A 21,473-nucleotide genomic window follows, 5' to 3' on the forward strand; every position below is an offset into this window, starting at 1 on the left:
TCGTGTCCGACCTGCCCCTGATCCAAGCGGATCGCGCCGTGCCGCCGCCGACGGCGACCACCCCCACGGGTGGCCGCCGTCGGCGGCTACGGCTCCTGTCCCGCACCGACCGCGTGGTCATCACGCTGATGGTGCTCGTGCCGCTGCTCCTCGTCACCGGCTTCGTCTGGCTACCGGCGGCAGCCACCGTGCTGCTGTCCGGCACCAACTGGGACGGCATCGGCCCACTCAACGAGATCGAGTTCGTCGGCGCACGCAACTACGACGACGTGGTGAACATCTACCCGCCGTTCGTGCCGGCGGTCCAGAACAACCTGCTCTGGTTGGCGGCGCTGTTCGTGGTCGCCACGCCCTTCGGCATGTTCCTGGCCGTCCTGCTCGACAAGGAACTGCGCGGCAGCCGCTTCTACCAGACCGCGCTCTACCTGCCGGTGGTGCTCTCGCTGGCGCTGATCGGCTTCGTCTGGCAACTGCTGTACTCCCGCGACCAGGGCCTGATCAACGCCGCGTTCAACAGCAACGTCGACTGGTACGGCGACTCGAACGTCAACATCTGGGCGGTCCTGGTCGCCTCCGGCTGGCGGCACGTCGGGTACATCATGCTGCTCTACCTGGCCGGGCTGAAGGGCGTCGACCCCTCGCTGCGGGAAGCCGCGGCGGTCGACGGCGCCTCCGAGACCCGCACCTTCTTCCGGGTGGTCTTCCCGGTGCTCCGGCCGATCAACATCATCGTGCTGGTGGTGACCGTGATCGAGTCGCTGCGCGCGTTCGACCTGGTCTGGGTGGTCAACAAGGGCCGCAACGGGTTGGAGCTGATCTCCGCGTTGGTCACCCAGAACGTGGTGGGTGAGGCGAGCCGCATCGGGTTCGGCTCGGCGCTGGCGACGATCATGCTGGTCGTCTCGCTGGTCTTCATCACCATCTACCTCGCTACCGTGATGAGGGAGAACCGGGAATGAGCGTCGACACTCCGGTACGGCGGCGCAAGCTGACCCCGCAGCGGCTGCTGCTGCACGCTTTCCTCATCGCCGTGTCGCTGGCCTGGCTCTTCCCGATCGCCTGGGCGGTGCTGACCTCACTGCGCTCGTACGACTACACCGCCGCCAACGGTTACGTGTCGTTCGGCGGCTGGACGTTCGACAACTACGTCACCGCCTGGCGGACGGCGGAGTTCGGCCAGCACTTCCTCAACTCGCTGTACATCACAGTGCCGGCGGTGCTGCTGACCCTCTTCCTCGCGTCCTGCGTGGCGTTCGTGATCGCCCGGTTCAGTTGGAAGCTCAACATCGTCCTGCTCGGGGTGTTCACCGCGGCGAACCTGCTGCCCCAACAGGCGTTACTCATCCCGCTGTTCCGGATGTTCACCGAGGTGCCGCTGCCGGAGTTCATGAGCGACTCCGAGCTGCTCTACGACAGCTACTGGGGCCTGATCCTGATCAACGTCGCCTTCCAGTGCGGGTTCTGCGTCTTCGTGCTCAGCAACTACATGAAGGCGCTCCCCCGCGACCTGTACGAGGCGGCGATGGTCGACGGCGCGAGCATCTGGCGGCAGTACTGGCAGGTCACCATGCCGCTGTGCCGACCGGCCCTGGCCGCGCTGGCGACGCTGGAGGTGACCTGGATCTACAACGAGTTCTTCTGGGCCACCGTCCTCATGCGCACCGGCGACAAGTTCCCGGTGACCAGCTCGCTGAACAACCTGCGCGGCGAGTTCTTCACCGACAACAACCTGGTCTCGGCGGGCAGCGTCCTCGTCGCGATCCCCACGCTCGTGATCTTCTTCATGCTCCAGCGACACTTCGTCCGGGGCCTGACCTTGGGAGCCTCAAAGGGATGACGATCCTGCACCTGCGCCGCGCGCGGACCAGCCTGGTGCTCGACGCGCGCGGCCCGGGGCTGCCCCGGGTCGTGCACTGGGGTGGCGACGTCGGCGACCTCGACGACGACGGCCTGCGCCAGCTCACCGACGCGACAGTGCCGCCGGTGGTGCCGAGCAGCTTCGACGAGCCGCCCGTGCTGTCCCTGCTGCCGGAGGCGAGCGCCGGCTGGGGCGGGCGCCCAGGTCTGGCCGGGCACCGCGACGGACGGGACTGGTCCACCGCGTTCCGCCTCGACGACCTGGACGTCGACCAGCCCGCAGACGGTGGGGCCCGGGTGACAGTACGGGCATCTGACGCCGCCGCCGGGCTGGCCCTGACCATCGAGATCACGCTCGACCCGTACGGCCTGCTGACCGTCCGGCACCGGCTGCGCAACGACGGAGACAGCCCGTACGAGCTGCGGGAGCTGACCCCCGTGCTGCCGGTGCCGCCGGTCGCCACCGAACTGCTCGACCTCACCGGCCGCTGGTGCCGGGAACGGTCCCCGCAACGGCACCCGTGGCAGCAGGGCGCCTGGGTCCGTGAGGGTCGACACGGGCGGACCGGGCACGACGCCACGCTGCTGCTGGTGGCCGGCACCGCCGGGTTCGGCTTCGGCCACGGCGAGGTGTGGGCGGTGCACACAGCGTGGAGCGGCGACCACGTCACAGTCGCCGAGCGCCGGCCCACCGGCGAGTCGACACTCGGAGGCGGCGAGCTGCTGGCCCCCGGTGAGATCCGGCTCGGCCCCGGCGAGTCGTACGAGACTCCAGTGCTCTACGCCGTCTGGTCCGACGTCGGGCTGGACGGGCTCAGCGACGTACTCCACTCGCATCTGCGGGCCCGACCCGGACACCCGCGCTCCCCCCGCCCGGTGACCCTCAACGTCTGGGAGGCGGTCTACTTCGACCACGACCTGGACCGGCTGCGGGTTCTCGCCGACCGGGCCGCGCAGATCGGCGTGGAGCGGTTCGTGCTCGACGACGGCTGGTTCCGCGGTCGGCGCGACGACACCGCCGGCCTCGGCGACTGGTACGTCGACGAAGGCGTCTGGCCCGATGGTCTGCAACCGCTCATCGACCACGTGACCGGCCAGGGTCTTCAGTTCGGTCTCTGGGTGGAGCCGGAGATGGTGAACCCCGACTCCGACCTGTTCCGCGCGCACCCGGACTGGCTGCTGGCCGTACCGGGGCGACTTCCTCCGGCGTGGCGCAACCAGCAGGTGCTCGACCTGGACCGCCCCGAGGCGTACGCCTATGTGCTGGACCGTCTCGACGCCCTGCTCACCGAACACCAGGGCATCAGCTACCTCAAGTGGGACCAGAACCGGGACCTCACCGAGGCCGGGCACCACGGCCGACCCGGTGTGCACCGGCAGACCCTCGCGGTCTACCGGCTCCTCGACGACCTGCGCAGCCGTCACCCCGGCGTGGAGATCGAGAGCTGCTCGTCCGGCGGGGCCCGCGTGGACCTGGCCATCCTGGCCCGCACCGACCGGGTCTGGGCCAGCGACTGCAATGACGCCCTGGAACGGCTCAGCATCCAACGCTGGACCGGGCTGCTACTGCCGCCGGAACTCGTCGGCACGCACATCGGCCCGCAACGCTCGCACACCACCAACCGCGTACACGACCTCGGCTTTCGGGCGGCCGCCGCACTCTTCGGCCATCACGGCATCGAGTGGGACATCGCCTCGATCAGCACCGCCGAGCAGACCGAACTGGCCGCCTGGGTGGCACTGCACAAACGGCTGCGCCCGCTGCTGCACGGCGGCCGGGTGGTCCGGGTCGACCACCCGGACCCGGCCGTCTGGGCACACGGCGTGGTCGGCAGCGACAAGACCCAGGGGGTGTACGCGGTGGCGCGGCTGGCCACCTCCGCCACGCCGTCCCCCGGCGCGGTCCGGCTGCCCGGCCTGGACCCGACGCGCCGTTACCGGGTGCGGCCCGTGTCGGACGTGCCGTTGCCCGCGACCATCGACCTGTCCAGGCTGGCCTGGTTGGCGGACGGTGTCGTCCTGACCGGGGCCGCGTTGGCCCGGGTGGGGTTGCAGATGCCCGCGCTGCACCCGGAGCAGAGCCTGGTGCTGGAGGTCGTCGAGGTCGGTTAGAAGAACGTTGGTCGGGGTGTCGAGAACGGTGCAGTCTGCTCCTACCTCACTGTGAGAGCACCGATGATGGTGCGCAGGTGTGAGGAGCGAGACGATGAAGTGCATGCTGCTGATGCAGTTCAGCGCCGCGGGGACCGACTTCCCGAGCATCGACACCTGGTCCCCGGCGGAGGTCCAGGCGCACATCGCGTTCATGGGCGAGGTCAACGAGAAGCTGACCGCCGCCGGGGAGTGGGTCGACGGGCAGGGTCTCGGCGGCCCGCAGCAGGCCCGGATCGTCCGCGCCGGTGAGGGCGGCGCTCCGGTCGTCACCGAGGGGCCGTTCGCCGAGACGAAGGAGTTCCTCGCCGGGTTCTGGATCGTCGACTGCGACAGCCCGCAGCGGGCGGTGGAGCTGGCCGCGCACATCTCCACCGCTCCCGGCCCGGGTGGCCGTCCGCTGAACATGCCGATCGAGGTGCACCCGGTGATGTCAGCGCCACCGCAGGAGCTGTGAGCGCTGACCACCGATCCCCGCGTCGAGGACCTGCTGCGCGACCTCGCGCCGCAGGTCCTCGGCGTGCTCGCCCGCCGGTTGGGACGGTGCGGCGGGCGCGACGCGGCGCGCCTGCCTGCGGCGCGGCGCGTGCGCTGTGGTCGGAGCGTGCGCTGTGGTGCGGCAGGCGCGGTCGGCGGGCAGACGAACATGGCCTCCCGGACCGCCTTTGGAGCTGATGTCGTAAACGATTCGCCCGCCGAACGCGCATCGCGCTCAACCAGCGAAGCGATCACCACAGCCCGGCAGCCCGGCAGCCCGGGCGAGGAGCAAGGGCGAGGAGCAAGGGGCAAGGAGCAGAGGGCAAGGGGCGAGGAGCAGGGGGCAAGGGGCGAGGAGCAGGGGGCAGCCAGCCAGTCGAGCAGGAGTAAGGAGCAGGTGGCCCAGCGGCAGCGGCAGCGGCAGCGGCAGCGGCAGCGGCAGCGGCAGCGGCAGCGGCAGCGGCAGCGGCAGCGGCAGCGGCAGCGGCAGCGGCAGCGGCAGGCAATCACATCATGAGGGGTATGCGCGGCTGAATCGTTTACGACATCAGCTCCAAAGGAGCCGAGTGAGACGTGCCGGGGTCGCCCGCCCACCGACGGACGCGGGCCACACGACGAGTGGACGATGGGTCTGTGGATGTCGAGCGGTGCCGGACGCCAGCGATAGCCTGACCACCGACATCCGCCGTCGAGCATTCAGGACTGGGGAGCGCATGGCGTACGTGCTGCTGGGGATCGCCATCCTCGCCGAGGTGCTGGCGACCAGCCTGCTCAAGAGCACCGCAGGGTTCAGCCGACTCTGGCCGACGGCGGGCTGCCTGACCGGTTACGTACTGGCGTTCCTGCTGCTGGCCCAGGCGGTCAAGGAGATCCCGGTCGGCGTCGCGTACGCCCTCTGGTCGGGTCTGGGAACCGCCACGATCGTGGCGATCGGGGTGGTGTTCCTGGACGAGCCGGTCGGGCCGGCCAAGCTCGCCGGCATCGCATTGATCATCGCCGGGGTGGTGATCGTGAACCTGACCGGCGGGCACTGATCAGACGGAAGGTCCCCCGCATCCCATCAGGAAGCGGGGGACCGTCGATCGTGCAGTAACGAGCTACTCGCCGTCGAACCTCATGTTGAGCCACCAACCGAACGATCGCGGATCGTCCCTCCACGACCCGAACGGGATGTTGAAGCCTCCACTCGGGGTCGATGTGAAGGTGTTCATGCTCGTGGTGTCGTTGGCGAACCTGTAGAGGACAGCCAGGTCGTCGCGCTTGTCGCCGTTGTAGTCACCGACGGCCAGCTTCATGCTCGCGAAGTGACCGAAGGAGGTCGACGACCAGGACGCGGCGGGCGCGTTGAAGGTCCCGTCCGCCTTGCCCGTGAAAGTGTGCAGACTGGTGCTGCTGGAACCGACGTACTTGAGGACGGCCACGTCGTCGCGACCGTCTCCGTTGAAGTCACCGTCCATCACCTTCATGGCCGAGAGCGCCGCGAACGGCTTGTCCGACGGCGTGGACCAGGCGGTGTAGGACGTCGAGAACTTACCGTCGGCCTGCCCCGGCCAGGTCAGGATCGCCATGGACCCGTTGGCGTACGCGTAGAAGAGGGAAGCGTCGTCGCGGCCGTCACCGTTGACGTCACCGGCGAAGACGGAAACGCTGTTCCAGTTGCCGAAGGTAGACGCCCGCCAGGCCTCGACCGGGGCGTCGAAACCGCCGTCCGGTCGTGCGATCCAGTTGATCCATGCCTCATCGCCGGTGCCGGACAGGTATCCGTAGAAGGCGGTCAGGTCAGCTCGGCCGTCACCGTTGAAGTCGCCGGAGGCCATCTTCATGCTGGTGATGTGCCCCCAACCGGCCGGGGCCGTCCAGGACCGCAGCGGGGCACCGTACTTGCCGTCCGGGCCGGTGATGAACGTGTCGATGGCGAAGCTGCCGTCCGCGGCGGTCGACAACGCCACCACGTCCTTGACGCCGTCGCCGTCGAAGTCGTCGTTGAACACCTTGACCCGGTCCCGGTTGTACCGCTTCTCGGTGCTCTTCCACGACCCGATCGGGTTGCCGAACCCACCCGTCGAGGTCGCCGGGAACGTCACCGGGGCGGCCTCCCCCGGGTCGTACGTGTAGAGGAAGTTGACATCCTCGTAGGTGTCGGTGGACACGCCCTGCGGCATGGTCGTGGCGAACCAGGACGCGAGGTCGTCGACCCGAGTGTCCACGGCGTCGCGGCGGGTCTCCGTCTCGGCGAGGCAGCCACCCTGCCACGAGCTGTGGTGCACGCCGACCAGCTGCGGCTTGCCACTCACCATGCGCACGGTGGGGCCACCGAGGTCGCCCCGGCAGATCCCCGCCTGACCGCTACCCAGGATGTTCAGCGTGGACGACCCGACCGCCTGGACCCCGAAGGAGCCGCTGTGCAACTGGTCCGGAACCCAGGCGCTGGCGGTACGGCCGAAGCCGGCGCCGGTCAGCTGCTCGCCGACCGTCGGCGCGGCCCCGAGCGCCACCGGGGTCACGTCGACCCGCCCGGACAGCCGCACGAGGACCAGATCGCGATCGGGGTGCGGCACGATCCGGAAGGCCGGAACGACAGCCCCGGTCGTCGCGGTGAGGGTGGGTCGCCCGACGGTGACAGTCGTCGGCTTGGTGGGCTTGCCCGCGACGACGGCCTGGCCGTTGAAGCTGAAGCAGCTCTTGGCGGTGAGCACCCACCAGGCGTCGACCAGCGAGCCGCTGCACGATCGTTCGAGCGAGCCGACATCGACCTTGGCGACGAAACCGAACGACGCGTCGGTCACGGCGGTGCCGCCGGTGACAGCCTGGGCGGGCGAGGCGTTGAGGAACCCCGCCACCAGGGTTACAGCGAGCAAGCCTGCCTGGGCCGCTCGCCGTCGATAGGACGATGACACTAATGATCCTTCCTGGATCACAAGGCAGGGACGCTGCGCGGCACGCACCTGGGGCGACGTGCGTCGGAACGCGGCGAGGACACGCCTTGCCGCGCTCACCTGGCCGGCTGTCGAGCACGGCGCGCTGGCTCCGGGCGTGGTGAAGCGGGTCATGCCCGTCGAATGCGGGCACGACCGTGCACAGTCGTACATGAAGGACCCCCGTGGCCCCTGCGGGCTGAACGGTTACCGGAAAGCAACCGCAGGCTCACCTTAGGGATCAATCAATTCCACCACCGTCCCTGCGGGATGTGTGGAATCCCACACCAACAAACCTTGCCAACATCATCGACGGTGGGCTATGTGGAGCACGTGCGGCCCGGGACCGGGTGGCCGGGTTCGCGCGAACCCGGCCACCGTTACCTGCCCACGGTCAACCGGCGGTGCAGCTCACCGTCGGCGGGGTGTTGCTGCCGGTCCAACCGCCGATGAAACCGAAGCTGGTGCTGGCACCGGCGGTCAGTCGGCCGTTGTAGTCCGCGTTGCGCGCGGTCACCGTGGCTCCGCTGCTGGTCAGCGTCGCGTTCCAGGCCTGGGTCACGCTCTGGCCGTTGGCGTACGTCCACCGGGTGGTCCAACCCGTGATCGCGGCGGCGCCGGCGGTCACCCGGACCTCGCCCTGGAAGCCACCCTGCCACTGGTTGGTCACCGTGTAGGTCGCCGAGCAGCCGCCCGTCGGCGGAGGCGTGGTCGGTGGCGGGGTGGTCGGTGGCGGGGTGGTGGGCGGAGGCGTGGTCGGCGGCGGGGTGCCGCCGAAGACGCTGGCTTCCCGGGCGGTCTGCCGGATGCCGTTGACGCCGTTGAAGAGCCGCTGCCCCCAGGTGGTCAGGTTCGCCGGGTTGAAGGACGTGACCAGGTCGAGATATTCGACGCCGCCGCCGTTGCCGCTCCACGACCAGCCCAACCAGCCGATCCCGTTGGCCTGGGTGTACGCGAGGATGGCGTCCTCGTCCGGGTCCCCGTCGGAGTGGTTGAAGCCGAACTCACCGACCACGATGGGCAGTCCCACCGAGCGGAACCGGCCCAGGTAGTCGCTGATCTCGGCGGCGGTGTCGAACACCCCGTACATGTGGATCGAGAAGACGGTGTTGCGGGCCGGGTCCGCGGCGAAGACCGACGCGGCGTTGTCGCGCATGAAGAACCCCCAGTCCTGGCCCCAGTTAGGCGCGTCCACCATGATGGTGTGGGTTAGCCCGGCGGCGCGCAGGCGCTTGATCGCGTCGGCGCTGTCGGTGGCCCACGAGCCGTAGTTGTAGTTGCCGTACGGCTCGTTGCCGATGTTGACGATGACGTACCGCTCCTGGCCGACGAGGACGTCGGCGAGACTGAGCCAGTAGTCGACCGCGCGGGCGAGGGTGATGGCGCCGTCCTGCTCGCCGTACCCGGTGGTGTCGTGCACCTCCAGCACGCAGATCAGCCGGTTGGCCTTGCACAGTGAGATGACGTTCGCGACGTCGGCGTTGGTGTTGCGGGTCCACCGGTCGCCGCTGGACAACACCACCCGCACGGTGTTCGCCCCGAGGGTCTTGACGTCGGCGAACGAGCTGGTCTGCTGTGGATACCAGGTGTGCGCGTGGTTGACGCCGCGCATGACGAATTCGGTGCCGTTGGCGTCGTACAGCTTGCCGCCCGCGACGGAGAAGCCGGCCGCCGCGTGCGCCGGCTGACCGAATGCCAGCATGGCGACGAGCAACGCGAGCAGCGCCGCACCGACGGCAGAGAGTCGAGTCTTCATGGCCTTCCTCAGGGAGAACCCCCGGTGCCCGACAGGGGTGGGACGAGACAGGGGAAGGCGGCTGCAGCCCGGCAGCCGCGCCCGGCTCCCGGAACGCACGCATCAGCGTAGGGCGATGGATATGCCGTCGCAACCGGTTCAGTAGACAGGCCCTCGGCCCGAACAGCCGTAACGGCCCACGCAGGCGCAGGCCGTCACGGGGCGATCATCCCCACCACAGGATGTGCGCCACATCCGGCTCTTAACCGGTTAAGAGCGACGGTAAGCAGGTCGCCGCGATCCGTCAAGCATCGCCGGAGCCGAACCGGACGGGAGGGTTGACGGCTGCCGACCTGGGTATCCCGGGAACGATCCGTCGGTGGAGAGGGGAAACCAGGATGGTCAGCGTCGGCTACACCCTGATGAGCGAGCAGGCCGGTCCCAAGCAACTGGTGGACCACGCCATTCGAGCCGAAGCGGCCGGCTTCGACCACCTCGTGGTGTCCGACCACTACTACCCCTGGCTGGACTCCCAGGGCCATTCGCCGTACGCCTGGTCGGTGCTCGGCGCGGTCGCCCACGCCACCTCCCGCGCGCAGCTGATGTCGTTCGTGACCTGCCCGATCCGCCGCTACCACCCGGCCGTCGTCGCGCAGAAGGCCAGCACGATCGGGGCGCTCTCGGACGGCCGGTTCACCCTGGGCCTCGGAGCGGGCGAGAACCTCAACGAGCACGTCGTCGGTAGCTGGCCGCACGTGCAGCAGCGACACGAGATGTTCGAGGAGGCGTTGCAGATCATCCGGCCGCTGCTCAACGGCGAGACGCTGACGTTCTCCGGCAACCACTTCGACGTGCCCGACGCCTACGTCTGGGACCGGCCGGAGCGGCCGGTGCCGATGGCCATCGCGGCGTCCGGTCGGCAGTCCGCGACGTTGGCGGCCGAGTACGGGAGCGGCATCATCTCCACCGAACCGGACCGGCACATCATCGAGATGTACGACGACGCGGGCGGCGCCGGCCAGCCCCGCTACGGGCAGGTGGCCATCTGCTACGGCCCCGACGAGGCGGAGTGCCGCAAGATCGTGCACGACCAGTTCCGCTGGTTCGGGATGGGATGGAAGGTCAACGCCGACCTACCCGGTCCGGAGTCGTTCGCCGCCGCCACCCAGTTCGTCCGCGAGGAGGACGTCGCCCAGGGCATCTCCTGCGGCCCAGACGTGGACGTGCACGTCGAGGCGTTCCGCACGTTCGTCGACGCGGGCTTCACCCACGTGGCGATCATCCAGGTCGGTGGGGAGAGTCAGCCGATGTTCCTGGACTGGGCGCGGGATCAGCTGCTGCCCCGGCTGCGCGAGCTGTGAACCACCCGACGACAGGTGGGCCGCGCCCGTCGGCCGGGCTCACACCCGACGGCCGGTTCGGGCTGGGCGAGCTGCGGCTCGCCCAGGCTGCTTCCCGGGCGGCCGGCGGGCCGACCAGTGTCACGACCGCTCCGACGGCGGTCGCGGATGCGATCCGCCACCTCCTCGCCCCGCAGCACACACTCACGGACAGGTGAACCTCATGCGCATCGGTAACACGGAGATCCGCCCGCTCGGTGGTGGCATCGGCTGCCTCCTGATGATCCTCTTCTCGATCGTGGCGTCGGTGGTGCTGACCGTCCTGGTCAACCTGGTGCTGTGAGGCGCGGTCAGCGGCGCAGACCCAGTGCACTGAGCATCTCCCGGGAGGCCACGCGGGCCGGGTCGAGCACCGCGCGGCGGGTCCAGCGGGCCGCCGGCGTGACGGTTGCCCGCCAGAGCGCGCGCAGGGCGCGCCCCACCGGCACGACAGTCACCGACCAGACCCAGCGGACGCCCAGGAGCAGCGGACGCACCGTGTGGCGCCACAACCAGCGCAGCCCGTGGCCGATCGGGCGCAGGACCAGTCGGTAGACCATCCGCAGCAGCCAACCGGCGGTCCGCCACGCACCGACCACCGCGACGACGACCAGCCGGCCGAACCCGACGACGACCCAACGGATGCCGCGTGCCAGTCCGACGAGCGCGGCACCCAACGCCCCGACGAGCAGGCCGACGCCGCGCCACAGCAGCCGCCCGACGGGGGTGAGCGCCGCAACCACCCATCGCAGCGGCCGCAGGACCAGGTGCTCGACGAGCCAGGCCAGCGCCCGACCCAGCGCCACGAGAGCCGGGCGCAGCCCTCGGCGGACCAACCACACCAGCGGCGACCAGACCACCGTGCGGGCCACCCAGGCGGCTGCGACCGCGAGCCACACCAACGGCAACCACACCAGAGTGCGGGCCACCCATGCGACACCCCGGCCCAACCACACCAGCGGCAACCAGACGAGGGTGCGGGCCACCCACGCGACACCCCGGCCGAGCCACACGAGTGGCAGCCAGACGAGATGGCGTGCGGCCCAGGTCAGTGGGAGCCAGATCAGTTTGTGGGCGCACCAGACCAGGGGACGCCACAGCAGCCGGTGCAGGGCCCAGACCAGCGGTGCCAGCAGCCAGTCGCGCAGGAACCGCCCGGCCGGGCTGAGCAGGTGCCGGTACAGCAGCCGGCCGGTGGCCGCGATCAGCTCCCAGAGCAGGCGTACCGGCAGCACGAAGACCAGCGCAACACCGCGCGCGAGGGCCGCGACGAGCGGAAACTCGACGGTGGCCGGCTCGGTCGTGGCTACGGCCGACGGTGCTCGGGGTGCGAGCGTCGCCGTCGGGGCGGCCGGACGATCGGACGGTGGCCCGGGAAGCGGCGGCCGGATGGTGGGGCGGTCGGTCACGGTCGGCACGGTAGCCCGACCGCGCCATCAGCGGGGGCCCGCTCCGGTCACAGCTCGACGGTGGCCAGGAGTGGATAGTGGTCGGAGGCGGTGTCCGCCGTTCCGCCGCGGATCACCCGGCAGTCGCGCACCCGTTCCGCCAGGGCTCGGGTGCCGAGCAGATAGTCCAGGCGCATCCCGGCGAACTCGGCCCCGCCGAACCCGGTGGGAACGGTGTGGCCGTCGGCCTCCGCCGCCCCGGCGTTGGAGGCGGGCCACAGGTCGACCAGGTCGGCGGCGAGCAGCCGGGCTATCGCCCGGGTGTCCACCGCGCCGCCGCCCCGACGCAGGTGCCGCCGCCGGTAGAGCATGGGCATGCCGGCGAGGCGAGCGGTGTGGTCGACGGTCGGGTCGAGCGAGTTGAGGTCACCGGCGAGCAGTGTCAACGGTCCTCGGCTGCGTCGCATCGCGGCGACCAACCAGTCGACCTCCATCCGTCGCCGGCCCCCGGAGTACGGATAGAGGTGGGTGCCGAAGACGGTCAACGGGCCGGCGGAGGTGTCCACCACGACGCGGGCGGCGGCGTGGTGGAACGGGCGGCGCACCGGCCCCGCGTCGACGACCCGGTGCGACGGCCGGACCAGCACCGCCACCGGCTGGCCGAAGCAGGATCGGGCCAGGTGGGGCGTCATCCCCACCCGGCCCGCCACGGTGGCCATCAGCCCGTCCCGGTCGAAGCCGCGCAGTTCCTGCAGGGCCAGCACGTCCGGTGCCTGCTCCTCGATGACCTGGACCACCGCGTCCAGCCGGTCGGAGCCGCCGCGGTCCCGACCGCCGGTGCGGATGTTCCAGGTCATCACCCGCAGCACGGCGACGCTCAGTCCGCTCGGCCGGCCCGCGCCAGCTCGTCGTCGAGGGTGTCCACGTCCTCCGACTCGATCGCCGGATGGTTGCCTTCCTTCAGGTCGGCGTTGGGCCGGATCACGAGGTAGAGCAGCCCGATCCAGAGCGCGGACAGCAGGATCGCGCCCATGAAGTCGGTGGGGTGGTGCATCCCCCGGTACATCCGGGAGGTGGCCACACCGACCGGCATGAGCACTGCCAACCCCACGAAGATCCAACGCCACCACCTGTCGGTACGCGGGAACACGATGACTGTGATCGCCAGCCAGACGCAGATCGTGGCGGCGATGTGCCCGGACGGGAACGACGAGGTGGGCATCGGCCCGTCGAGGTTCTCCACCGCCGGGCGGGGCCGGTCGACGGCTCGGGCCGACGCGAGGAACAGGGTCAACTCGCCCACCATCGCCAGCGCCACGAACAGCACCGGCCGCCAGCGCCGCCACACCGCCAGCACCAGCGGACAGAACACCAGTGAGATCAGCAGGATCGCGTGGGTGTCCCCGAACTTGCTCCACCACCAGCTCACCTCGGTCAACGTGTCGGTGTGCCGCTCGGCGAACCAGCGCGGAACGTCGGTGTCGAGGGTGTCGAAGACGGTGCCCTTGGCGTGGTAGCTGACGTAGGTGCCGAAGGCGTACAACGCACCGAACACGAGCACCCAGCCGACCAGCAGCTCGGCCACCGCGGAGCGGGGGTGGGCCAGCACGTGCTCCTCGGCCGGGGCGGGTGCGATGTCGTGCCCCGCCTCGGGCTCCAGGCCCTCGGTGAGCGGCGGCACCGGCCGCCCGCGTTCGCGGCGCCACAGCCGGAAGGCGTACGCGGTGACGCCCAGCCAGGCCGCGCCGAGCAGCCAACCGCCCAGCACGTCCGAGACGAAGTGCACGCCCAGCGCGATCCGGGTCAGGCCGATCAGTGCCACCAGCACGCCGACGCCGACGATCGCCGGCTTCCGCCAGCGGGGCGCCATGGCCGGCAGGAACACCAGCAGCAGTGCCCCGTACGCGACGAACGAGCCGAGCGCGTGCCCGCTCGGGAAGCTGTTGCCCGGGGCGCTGGCGATCGGCACGTCCACGATCGGGCGGAGCCGGCCGACCAACGTCTTCAGGGACGGATCGAGGATCAGACCACCGACGCCGGTGATGATCAGGTAGACGGCGAGGCGGGGCTGACGCCGGATCAGCAGCCCGACCACGGCGATGGTGACCAACCAGATGAGGATCGGCCGGCCACCCAGGTCGGTCACCGCCTGGAGGACGGTGACGAGCGCGTGATGCGGGGCGACGAGCCCGTTGAACCACTCGGCGGCGGCGTGGTCGGCGTCCTGCAGAGGGCTCCACCTGACCCGCACGAGCAGCAACAACAGCCCGAAGGCCACCCCGGCGCCGGTGACGGCCACCAGGCCGGCGATGCTCCGCTCGGCGAAATGCCCGATCGGGCGCCGTGCCACCTCTTTGACCGCGGTCACCCCGCACCTCCCTTGTCGGCTCTGGCGAGGCGCTTTACCCGATCCGCGTCACGCGTACACGCGAGGTGTCGCTACAGGGCTGTCATGTCCCCGGTGTCGAGCAGTTCGGCTCGGTCGGTGTCGGGCTCCCACAGGTCCGGTTGGGCCGGCTCCTGGACACCGATGCGCAGCGCCTCCAGCTGGGCGGCGAACGCCAGCCCACCGAAGAGCGCCATGCCGGTCAGGTTGGCCCAGAGCAGCAGCGCCATCATGCCGGTCAACGCACCGTAGGTCTGCCCGAAACCGTCACTGAACTTGACGTACGCGGCGAGCAGCAGGCTGGCCAGCCACCAGAGGGCGGTGGCAATGCCCGCGCCGAAGAACAGCCAGGACAGGCCGGGCTGTTTGCGACGGGGGGCGTGCCGGAACAGCACCGCCACGGCGAGGACGGTCAGCCCGAGGCTGAGGGGAAAGCGGACCACGTTCCAGATGACGTTGGCGAGCGCGCCCCACTCGTAGTGCTCCCGCACCGAGCGGCCCATCGCGCCACCGCCGACGAGGATCAGGAAGCCGGCGAGGGCGGGCAGGCCGGCGGTGACGGCCAGCACGGCGGCGCGCAGGTACTTGCGCAGTGCCGGGCGGTCCCGTTCGACGCCGTAGATGCGGTTGGCGCCCCGTTCGATCTGGGCCATCGTGGTGGTCAGCGCGACCAGGCCGGTGAGCAGACCGAGGGTCAGCGCCAGCTCGCCGGCGTCCTCGGCGCGTTCGCCCTCGCCGAGGAGATCGCCGACGACCTCCGCGCTCTGGCCGGGGGTGAGCGCCAGCACCGTGTCGGCGACGACCCGGCCGCCCTCCTCGACGCCCAGCTCGGTGATCAGCCCGGTGAGGGCGATCAGGAACGGCACCACCGCGAGGCAGAGTTGCAGCGCGAACGCCCGGGAGTGGCTGAAGCCGTCTCCGTAGCGGAACCGGATGAACGCGTCGCGCAGCAGGTGCCAGCCGCCCTCCCGGCGCAGCGTGTGCCAGGCGTCGTCGGCGGACAGCTCCTCGTCGGCCATCAGCCGGGTCTCCGGCACGATCCGGGTGCTACTCACGGCGCGCTTCCTCGATCAGCTGCTCGCCCCGCTCTCCGGCGCCCTGCGCGTCGACGGCCAGGTCGGGTGCGTCCTCCGGCTGGGGCACGCACAGCCACAGCGCCTCCGGCCGGATCTCCGCCCGGAGCTGCCGGCCCGGGGAGATGAGGTCGCCGTCCAGCTCACGCGGTTGGGCCCGATTGCTGGTGATCACGACGCGTTTGCCGCGGAACACCTCCATCCGGGGCACCTCACCGCGGCGACGGACCACCGCCCAGCCGAGCGCGAGCCAGTGCCGCAGGTTGTGCGGTGTGAGCACGGCGACGTCGAGCCATCCGTCGTCCGGCTCCGCCTCGGTGAGTAGTGTGACGCCGCCCTGGAGTCGACCGACGTTCGCGATCAGCACCGAGCGGACCCGCCGGCGTACCGGAGGGCGGTCGTCGACGCGGATCTGCACCCGCATCGGCCGGTCCCGCAGGTGGCGGACGGCGCCCATCACGTACGCGGGCCAGCCGATGCGGGCCTTGGTGGTCTCGTTGGTGGCTTCGAGCATCTGGGCGTCGAAGCCCATGCCCGCCATCACTGTGAAGTACTTGTCCTCGACGGCGCCGACGTCGAGGAGTCGTCGGCCCCGCTCGACGGCGACCTGCAACCCGGCGGCCAGGTCGGTGGAGAGGCCCAGGTTGGCGGCGAGCAGGTTGCCGGTGCCCTGGGGCAGCACGGCCAGCGCCACGTCGGTGCCGACCAGCCCGCTGACGCAGGCCATCACGGTGCCGTCGCCGCCGCAGGCGAAGACCAGGTCGACGCCGTCCTTGACGGCCTGTTCGGTCTGTCCCCGGCCCGGGTCCTCGACGGTCGTCTCGTACCACTGTGGGGCGGGCCAGCCGGCCGCGGCGAGGGCGTCGTCGACGATGCGGCGCAGCTCGTCGAGATCGTCGACCTTCGACGGGTTGACCACCACCGCGGAGCGCAGCCCGCCGTCGCCGCCGGAGGGCCGCCTGTCGTGTCCAGCATTCACGGCGCCAGTGTGCAGCAACCGGACGGCTTCAGCGACCCGGCGACCCGGAGGCGTCGGAAGCGCCACAGACAGGTTTCAACGCCAGCTCACCCGTCAGGCCGCCGCCCGGAGCGCGACCTCCACCCGACGGCGCAGGTCATCGAGGTCGATCCCTGCCTCGGTGAGCACCAACGCGCCCAGCCCCTGCCCCTCCCGGAGCACCCCGAGCAGGATGTGCTCGGTGCCGATGTGCCTGTGACGCAGGCGCAGCGCCTCCCGCAGGGACAACTCCAGCGCTTTCTTGGACCGGGGCGAGAACGGGCCGCCGAGGTACCGCTTGCGCCCCCAGCGGCGGCGCGGCGCCGGCACCGCCTCGCGTAGCGCGTCCGGGCCGAAGGACTGCTCGATGCGGGCCACGATCGCCGCCAGGTCGATGCCGATCTCCCGCAGGGCCGCCGCGTCGGCGTCGCCGAGACCGGCGCCACCGGTGGTGGTGTGCCGGCGTACGCGTTCGCGCAGGTCGTCGGCGCGCACACCGGCGTCGGCGAGCAGCCGGCTGGCCAGGCCCGCGTCGTCGGCGAGCAGGGCGAGCAGCAGGTGCTCGGTGCCGACGGGCCGTCGACCCTCGACCCTTGCCTCCTCCAGCGCCCGCCGCACCACGTCGCGCGCCCGGTCGGTGAACCGTTCGAACATCACGCCTCCCAGGATGAGGTGACCGCCGGTCGCCCGGCGTGCTTCTTGTGGACCGCCTGCCGGCTGACCTCGAGCGCGTCGGCGATTTCCTGCCAGGACCAGCCCTGTCGTCGGGCGTTGTCGACCTGGACCACCTCGAGCCGCTCGAGCAGCCGGCGTAGCGCGCGGACGGCACGCAGCCCGACCCGGGGGTCGGTGCTGCCGGCCGCCGCCGCGAGTTCCGTCGCCTGACTCATGCCGTCAACATACGTTGACAGCGCAAGCTGTGTCAACCCCAGTTGACGAACGGGCTCCGCTCCCTACTTGACAGCTCTATAGCTAGCCGTTATCCATTAACGATCTAGACGAAGGACGTGCTTGGTGCAGGACGTGGTGCTGGCCATGCTGGCCAAGGAGCCGGCGCACGGATACGAGCTGCGCAGCCGGCTGCGTGCCGCGCTCGGACCGCTGGGCGAGGCGATGAACGCCGGGCAGATCTACGTGACGCTGACCCGCCTGGACAAGGCAGGGCTGGTGACCTCACAGCGGGCCGAGGGCCTGCCGGACCGGCCCGAACGCCGGGTGTACGCGCTGACCCCGACAGGGCAGCAGCGGGTCGCCACCTGGCTGGCCGAAGTGAACTGGCCGAAGCCGGACCTCGCGGAGTTCCACCTCAAGTTGGTGGCTGCCGCGACCGCCCGGCTGGCCGATCCGGTGGCGTTGGTCGATGCGCAGCGGCGTGAGGTGCTGCGCCGGCTGCGCGACGCCCAACGGGCGGCGTTGGACCGGTCGGTGGACCCGGTTGCCGGGCTGCTGCTGGAGGGTGTCGTGTTGCGGCTGCGGGCCGACCTGGCATGGCTGGAGGCGTGTGAACGCGTGTGGGCCGAATGTGATCCGACCGGGCGGAAGGCGGGGGCGTGACCGGGTCGACGGTGTTGCAGGCGCGTGGACTGAGCATGCGGTACGGCGGCGAGCGCGCGCTGGTCCGGGCGGTCGACGAGGTCGATCTGAACGTGCCGGCCGGACAGTCGCTGGCGGTGATGGGGCCCAGCGGCTGCGGCAAGTCCACCCTGCTGTACCTGCTCGGCGGGCTGCAACGTCCGACCGACGGGCAGGTGTGGCTCGCCGACCGTCGCATCGACACGATGAGCGAACGCGCCCTGGCCCGGCTGCGGCGTGACAACCTCGGGTTCGTCTTCCAGTCGTTCCAGCTCATGGACGAGCTCACCGCGGTGGAGAACGTGGAGCTGGCCGCGTTGCTGGCTGGCCAGTCACCGGGGCGGGCCCGCAAGCGGGCGATGTACCTGCTGGACCGGGTGGGGCTGGCCGACCGCGCCAGGCACCTGCCCTCGGCGCTGTCCGGTGGGCAGCGCCAGCGGGTCGCCATCGCCCGTGCGTTGAGCAACGAGCCGCTGGTCGTGCTGGCTGACGAGCCCACCGGCAACCTGGACAGCGCCGCCACCCTGGACGTGCTGCGGCTGTTCGAGGAGCTGCGCACCGCAGGGCAGACCCTGGTGGTGGTTACCCATGACCCCCGCATCGCGGCGGTCGCCGACCGGGTGATCGCCATGCGTGACGGCGCGTTCGTCGACGACAACCGGCTTGCCGGCGCCGCCACCGGGACCCTCTACGACGGGCGGCGCTGACATGGCCGGCCGCCTCCTGCTCGTCTGCCGGCTGCTGATGCGGGACCTGCGCCGCCGCCGAACCGAAACCCTCCTGCTCCTGACCGCGATCACCGCCGCCACCGCCACACTGACCATCGGCCTCACGCTCAACGAAGTCGCCGACCGGCCGTACCAGCAGACCCGGACCGCCACCGCCGGCCCAGACGTGATCGTGACACCCCGGGCCACCGGTCAGGCGGCACTGGACGAGCTCGCATCGCTGACCACCGGGGCCGGCGTCACCGGCCACAGCGGCCCGTTCCCGATCGCTTACCTGACGATGACAGCCCGCGGCAAGTCCGCGCACGCCGTGGTAGCGGGCCGGGACAGCACACCCGCGTCGATCGACCGACCCGCCGTGACCGACGGCACCTGGGTACGCCCCGGCGGCGTCGTCGTCGAGCGCGCCTTCGCCGACGCCCTCGGCATCCGCACCGGCGACACGGTCGACATCGACGGTCACCCGTTGCGCGTGCTCGGGACCGCGGTCACCGCCGCGAGAGCGACGTACCCCTACGCCGGGTGGCACTACCCGGGCAGCGTCCTGGTCGAGCGCGGCGGCCTGGTCTGGGTCGACCGGAGCGACATCGCCACGCTCGCGGGCGGCCAGCCGCTGTCGTACACCCTCAACCTCAAACTCGCCGACCCGGCGGCCAGCAGCACGTACCCCATCGGCGACCAACTCACCACCTGGCAGGCGATCAGCTACCTCAACGGTCGGCTGTACAACGACGCGCAGATCGCTCTGCTCGTCGGCAGCTGGCTACTCAACGGTCTCGCGCTGGCCGGCGTCGCCGGCATCGTCGCGGGCCGGATCATCGGCCAGCGTCGCCGAGTGGGGCTACTCAAAGCCGTCGGCGCCGGACCGGCCATGATCGCCACTGTCCACCTCGCCGAGTATCTGGCGATCGGGCTTGCCGCCGCAGCGACGGGCCTGGTCACAGGCTGGCTCGCCGCGCCCGCGCTGATCCGCCCCAGCGCCGGACTCATCGGCTCCGTCAACGCCCAGCCACCTGCGCTGCGCATGGTGGTCGCCGTCACGGTCCTTGCCCTCGCGATCGCTGTGGCGGCGACTCTGGTGCCGGTGTTGCGCGCGGCCGCCACCAGCACCGTTCACGCGCTCGCCGACGCCGCAACGCCACCGCGCCGCCGGCGGTGGCGCATCTGGCTGTCGCGGCGGCTGCCCACCGCGCTGCTGATCGGAGTACGTATCAACGCGCGCCGGCCGCGCCGCGCCCGGCTGGTCACCGTTAACACCCTGATCACCACGACCACCCTCGTCGGCATTCTCATGGTCAACTCCCAGGCTGTGCGCTTCGACCTCGGCTACACCGAACTCGCCAATCCCCGGGTGGAACGGGGCGAGCAGGCCACGCTCGTGCTGACCGTCGTGCTGTGCGTCCTCGCGCTCATCAACGCGGTCGTGAGCGCCTGGACCGCAGTCCTCGACGCCCGGCAACCACTGGCCGTCGCGCGGACGCTCGGTGCGACGCCCGCGCAGGCCGGTCTGGGCCTGGCGGTAGCGCAACTACTTCCCGCCGTACCCGGCGTCGCCGTGGGGATCCCGGCCGGCGTCGGGCTTGTCACGTTCGTCAGCACCGGCGAGGTCCAGTACCCACCCCATTCCACGCTGCTCGCCACCGCGCTCGGAGTCCTGCTCGCCATCGCCGCGCTCACCGCCATCCCAGCGATGGTTGCCACCCGGCGTCCGGTCGTGGACACGCTCCGGTCCGCACCGACCTGACCGCCGAGGCAACCGATCCCACCCGCCACCATGCTCACCCGACTACCCTCGGACAGGGACAGCGTGGTCGTCCCGGGACCGACCCGATCACCGCCGACGGCAGCGCGTGCGGGCCGTGGGGGCTCCGGTCGTCGGGCTCGCCCACGTGGCACCATGTTCCGCTATGGATCACGAGGGGCGGTTTCGTCGGGCGGCGCTCGCATTGGACATCCCGGACGACGAGGTCAGCCGGTTCATCCAGCACCTCCGTCTCTCGATCCGGTTGAGCGCAGGATCCAGCGGTGTTCCGGTCGGACAGTTCGGTGGGTCGCCCCGGTTGCCGGTGGGCACGGACTGGCCGTCCGACGGGGTCAGGCCGTTACCGTTCATCTTCTCGGTCGACTGCGCGGCGCTGCCGAGAGTCGACGGTCTCGGCCTGCCGGCAGACGGCTCGCTGCTGTTCTTCCTCAATTACGAGCAGGCCGCCGCCACCGGGGAGCGGAGGTACGGGCGCGTCGTGCATGTGCCGGCGGGCACCGACACCACGGTGGCGGCAGGATCCATTGACCAGCCGTTCGTCGAGGAGCAGTACGCCGTCGGCGCGACGCTGCGCGCGGAACTCCCCGGCTGGTTCGAGGCGGACGAGGACGAGGACGGCGACGAGGACGACCTGTCGCCCTTCCAGCAACAGTTGGCTCGTGACCTTGAGCGTGACCTGCCGCACCGTGACGAACTCCGTGCTCTGGCCAACGATCTCTGGCCGTCTGACGGCGGGTACGCCAGCGCCTACGTCGGCGGGTACGCCGACCAAGAGGTGATCAAGAGTATTGCGGAGCAGACCCTCGCGTGGCGCGAGAAGACCGGCGAGATCGTCATCCCCGTCGCGAAATGGTATTCCCATGTGGAGCGGGAAACCCACCGGCTGACCACCGAGTGGGTGTCGCTCGCCCATTTTCCGGTAGCTGGCGATCTCTATTACCGGAGCGTCGGGAGTTTCGTGATCCGTCACGACGACCTGGCCGCCGGCCGGCTGGACGAGGCACTCTCCATGGCTGAACTGATCCCGTAGCCCACCGGCCGCCCGGCCAGGAT

The 21,473-nt window shown here is 70.7% G+C and carries 19 protein-coding genes; 10 read left to right on the forward strand and 9 right to left on the reverse strand.

What is annotated here, in order from left to right; all coding sequences use genetic code 11:
• Window positions 1–2: 2 nt before the first annotated feature.
• From GA0070612_RS28675 to GA0070612_RS28700, 5 genes are all read left to right on the forward strand, one after another.
• Window positions 3–959, forward strand: a complete 957-nt coding sequence (locus GA0070612_RS28675; protein WP_088990754.1) for a carbohydrate ABC transporter permease — start codon at window positions 3–5, stop codon at window positions 957–959.
• A complete protein-coding gene (locus GA0070612_RS28680) occupies window positions 956–1,837 on the forward strand; it encodes a carbohydrate ABC transporter permease (protein ID WP_088990755.1) in 882 nt (293 codons plus the stop codon). The genes GA0070612_RS28675 and GA0070612_RS28680 overlap by 4 nt, the downstream gene beginning before the upstream one ends.
• Entirely contained in the window at window positions 1,834–3,969 is a 2,136-nt protein-coding gene (locus GA0070612_RS28685; RefSeq protein WP_088990756.1) for an alpha-galactosidase, read from the forward strand. The genes GA0070612_RS28680 and GA0070612_RS28685 overlap by 4 nt, the downstream gene beginning before the upstream one ends.
• A gap of 94 nt (window positions 3,970–4,063) precedes the next feature.
• A complete protein-coding gene (locus tag GA0070612_RS28690; protein ID WP_088990757.1) occupies window positions 4,064–4,465 on the forward strand; it encodes a YciI family protein in 402 nt (133 codons plus the stop codon).
• Window positions 4,466–5,198: 733 nt separating this feature from the next.
• Entirely contained in the window at window positions 5,199–5,519 is a 321-nt protein-coding gene (locus GA0070612_RS28700; protein ID WP_088990759.1) for a DMT family transporter, read from the forward strand.
• Between the two features lie 63 nt (window positions 5,520–5,582).
• Here the strand turns inward: GA0070612_RS28700 and GA0070612_RS28705 are convergent, their stop codons facing one another.
• Complete coding sequence (locus GA0070612_RS28705) at window positions 5,583–7,343, reverse strand: FG-GAP-like repeat-containing protein (protein ID WP_167393684.1); 1,761 nt, start codon at window positions 7,341–7,343, stop codon at window positions 5,583–5,585.
• 451 nt (window positions 7,344–7,794) lie between these two features.
• The gene (locus GA0070612_RS28710) at window positions 7,795–9,156 is read right to left on the reverse strand and encodes a cellulase family glycosylhydrolase (RefSeq protein WP_088990761.1); all 1,362 of its coding nucleotides are present in this window, start codon (window positions 9,154–9,156) and stop codon (window positions 7,795–7,797) included.
• Window positions 9,157–9,533: 377 nt separating this feature from the next.
• Between GA0070612_RS28710 and GA0070612_RS28715 the strand changes: the two genes are divergently transcribed.
• On the forward strand, window positions 9,534–10,496 hold the full coding sequence (locus GA0070612_RS28715) for a TIGR03557 family F420-dependent LLM class oxidoreductase (RefSeq protein ID WP_088990762.1): 963 nt from the start codon (window positions 9,534–9,536) through the stop codon (window positions 10,494–10,496).
• 329 nt (window positions 10,497–10,825) lie between these two features.
• Here the strand turns inward: GA0070612_RS28715 and GA0070612_RS28725 are convergent, their stop codons facing one another.
• The 7 genes from GA0070612_RS28725 to GA0070612_RS28755 form a co-directional block, all read right to left on the reverse strand.
• Window positions 10,826–11,923 carry a hypothetical protein gene (locus GA0070612_RS28725; protein ID WP_157742637.1) on the reverse strand — a complete coding sequence of 366 codons (1,098 nt, stop codon included), beginning with the start codon at window positions 11,921–11,923 and terminating at the stop codon, window positions 10,826–10,828.
• A 47-nt stretch (window positions 11,924–11,970) separates the two neighbouring features.
• Window positions 11,971–12,771 (reverse strand): endonuclease/exonuclease/phosphatase family protein, encoded by an 801-nt coding sequence (locus tag GA0070612_RS28730; protein ID WP_088990765.1) that lies wholly within the window; start codon window positions 12,769–12,771, stop codon window positions 11,971–11,973.
• 8 nt (window positions 12,772–12,779) lie between these two features.
• Entirely contained in the window at window positions 12,780–14,270 is a 1,491-nt protein-coding gene (locus GA0070612_RS28735; protein WP_088990766.1) for a phosphatase PAP2 family protein, read from the reverse strand.
• A 71-nt stretch (window positions 14,271–14,341) separates the two neighbouring features.
• Window positions 14,342–15,343 carry a YihY/virulence factor BrkB family protein gene (locus GA0070612_RS28740; protein ID WP_088990767.1) on the reverse strand — a complete coding sequence of 334 codons (1,002 nt, stop codon included), beginning with the start codon at window positions 15,341–15,343 and terminating at the stop codon, window positions 14,342–14,344.
• Complete coding sequence (locus GA0070612_RS28745; RefSeq protein WP_088990768.1) at window positions 15,336–16,340, reverse strand: diacylglycerol/lipid kinase family protein; 1,005 nt, start codon at window positions 16,338–16,340, stop codon at window positions 15,336–15,338. The genes GA0070612_RS28740 and GA0070612_RS28745 overlap by 8 nt, the downstream gene beginning before the upstream one ends.
• Window positions 16,341–16,433: 93 nt before the next feature.
• Window positions 16,434–17,012 (reverse strand): Clp protease N-terminal domain-containing protein, encoded by a 579-nt coding sequence (locus tag GA0070612_RS28750; protein WP_088990769.1) that lies wholly within the window; start codon window positions 17,010–17,012, stop codon window positions 16,434–16,436.
• The gene (locus tag GA0070612_RS28755; protein ID WP_088990770.1) at window positions 17,012–17,248 is read right to left on the reverse strand and encodes an HTH domain-containing protein; all 237 of its coding nucleotides are present in this window, start codon (window positions 17,246–17,248) and stop codon (window positions 17,012–17,014) included. The genes GA0070612_RS28750 and GA0070612_RS28755 overlap by 1 nt, the downstream gene beginning before the upstream one ends.
• 124 nt (window positions 17,249–17,372) lie before the next feature.
• Here GA0070612_RS28755 and GA0070612_RS28760 point away from each other — a divergent pair, with 124 nt between their 5' ends.
• The 4 genes from GA0070612_RS28760 to GA0070612_RS28775 all read left to right on the forward strand — a co-directional run bounded on the left by GA0070612_RS28760 (window position 17,373) and on the right by GA0070612_RS28775 (window position 21,450).
• Window positions 17,373–17,912 (forward strand): PadR family transcriptional regulator, encoded by a 540-nt coding sequence (locus GA0070612_RS28760; RefSeq protein ID WP_088990771.1) that lies wholly within the window; start codon window positions 17,373–17,375, stop codon window positions 17,910–17,912.
• The gene (locus tag GA0070612_RS28765; RefSeq protein WP_231924375.1) at window positions 17,909–18,637 is read left to right on the forward strand and encodes an ABC transporter ATP-binding protein; all 729 of its coding nucleotides are present in this window, start codon (window positions 17,909–17,911) and stop codon (window positions 18,635–18,637) included. The genes GA0070612_RS28760 and GA0070612_RS28765 overlap by 4 nt, the downstream gene beginning before the upstream one ends.
• 1 nt (window position 18,638) lies before the next feature.
• Window positions 18,639–20,402, forward strand: a complete 1,764-nt coding sequence (locus GA0070612_RS28770; protein ID WP_088990772.1) for an ABC transporter permease — start codon at window positions 18,639–18,641, stop codon at window positions 20,400–20,402.
• A gap of 163 nt (window positions 20,403–20,565) precedes the next feature.
• Entirely contained in the window at window positions 20,566–21,450 is an 885-nt protein-coding gene (locus GA0070612_RS28775) for a DUF1963 domain-containing protein (RefSeq protein ID WP_088990773.1), read from the forward strand.
• The last annotated feature ends 23 nt before the right edge of the window (window positions 21,451–21,473 follow it).

This window comes from Micromonospora chokoriensis, from assembly GCF_900091505.1.
Classification (GTDB): domain Bacteria; phylum Actinomycetota; class Actinomycetes; order Mycobacteriales; family Micromonosporaceae; genus Micromonospora; species Micromonospora chokoriensis.

Bases quoted from the DNA above. Each gene is read 5' to 3' on its own strand.
- GA0070612_RS28680 (WP_088990755.1), top strand. From the start codon at position 956: ATGAGCGTCGACACTCCGGTACGGCGGCGCAAGCTGACCCCGCAGCGG.
- GA0070612_RS28685 (WP_088990756.1), top strand. From the start codon at position 1,834: ATGACGATCCTGCACCTGCGCCGCGCGCGGACCAGCCTGGTGCTCGAC.
- GA0070612_RS28690 (WP_088990757.1), top strand. From the start codon at position 4,064: ATGAAGTGCATGCTGCTGATGCAGTTCAGCGCCGCGGGGACCGACTTC.
- GA0070612_RS28700 (WP_088990759.1), top strand. From the start codon at position 5,199: ATGGCGTACGTGCTGCTGGGGATCGCCATCCTCGCCGAGGTGCTGGCG.
- GA0070612_RS28710 (WP_088990761.1), bottom strand. From the start codon at position 9,156: ATGAAGACTCGACTCTCTGCCGTCGGTGCGGCGCTGCTCGCGTTGCTC.
- GA0070612_RS28715 (WP_088990762.1), top strand. From the start codon at position 9,534: ATGGTCAGCGTCGGCTACACCCTGATGAGCGAGCAGGCCGGTCCCAAG.
- GA0070612_RS28750 (WP_088990769.1), bottom strand. From the start codon at position 17,012: ATGTTCGAACGGTTCACCGACCGGGCGCGCGACGTGGTGCGGCGGGCG.
- GA0070612_RS28755 (WP_088990770.1), bottom strand. From the start codon at position 17,248: ATGAGTCAGGCGACGGAACTCGCGGCGGCGGCCGGCAGCACCGACCCC.
- GA0070612_RS28770 (WP_088990772.1), top strand. From the start codon at position 18,639: ATGGCCGGCCGCCTCCTGCTCGTCTGCCGGCTGCTGATGCGGGACCTG.
- GA0070612_RS28775 (WP_088990773.1), top strand. From the start codon at position 20,566: ATGGATCACGAGGGGCGGTTTCGTCGGGCGGCGCTCGCATTGGACATC.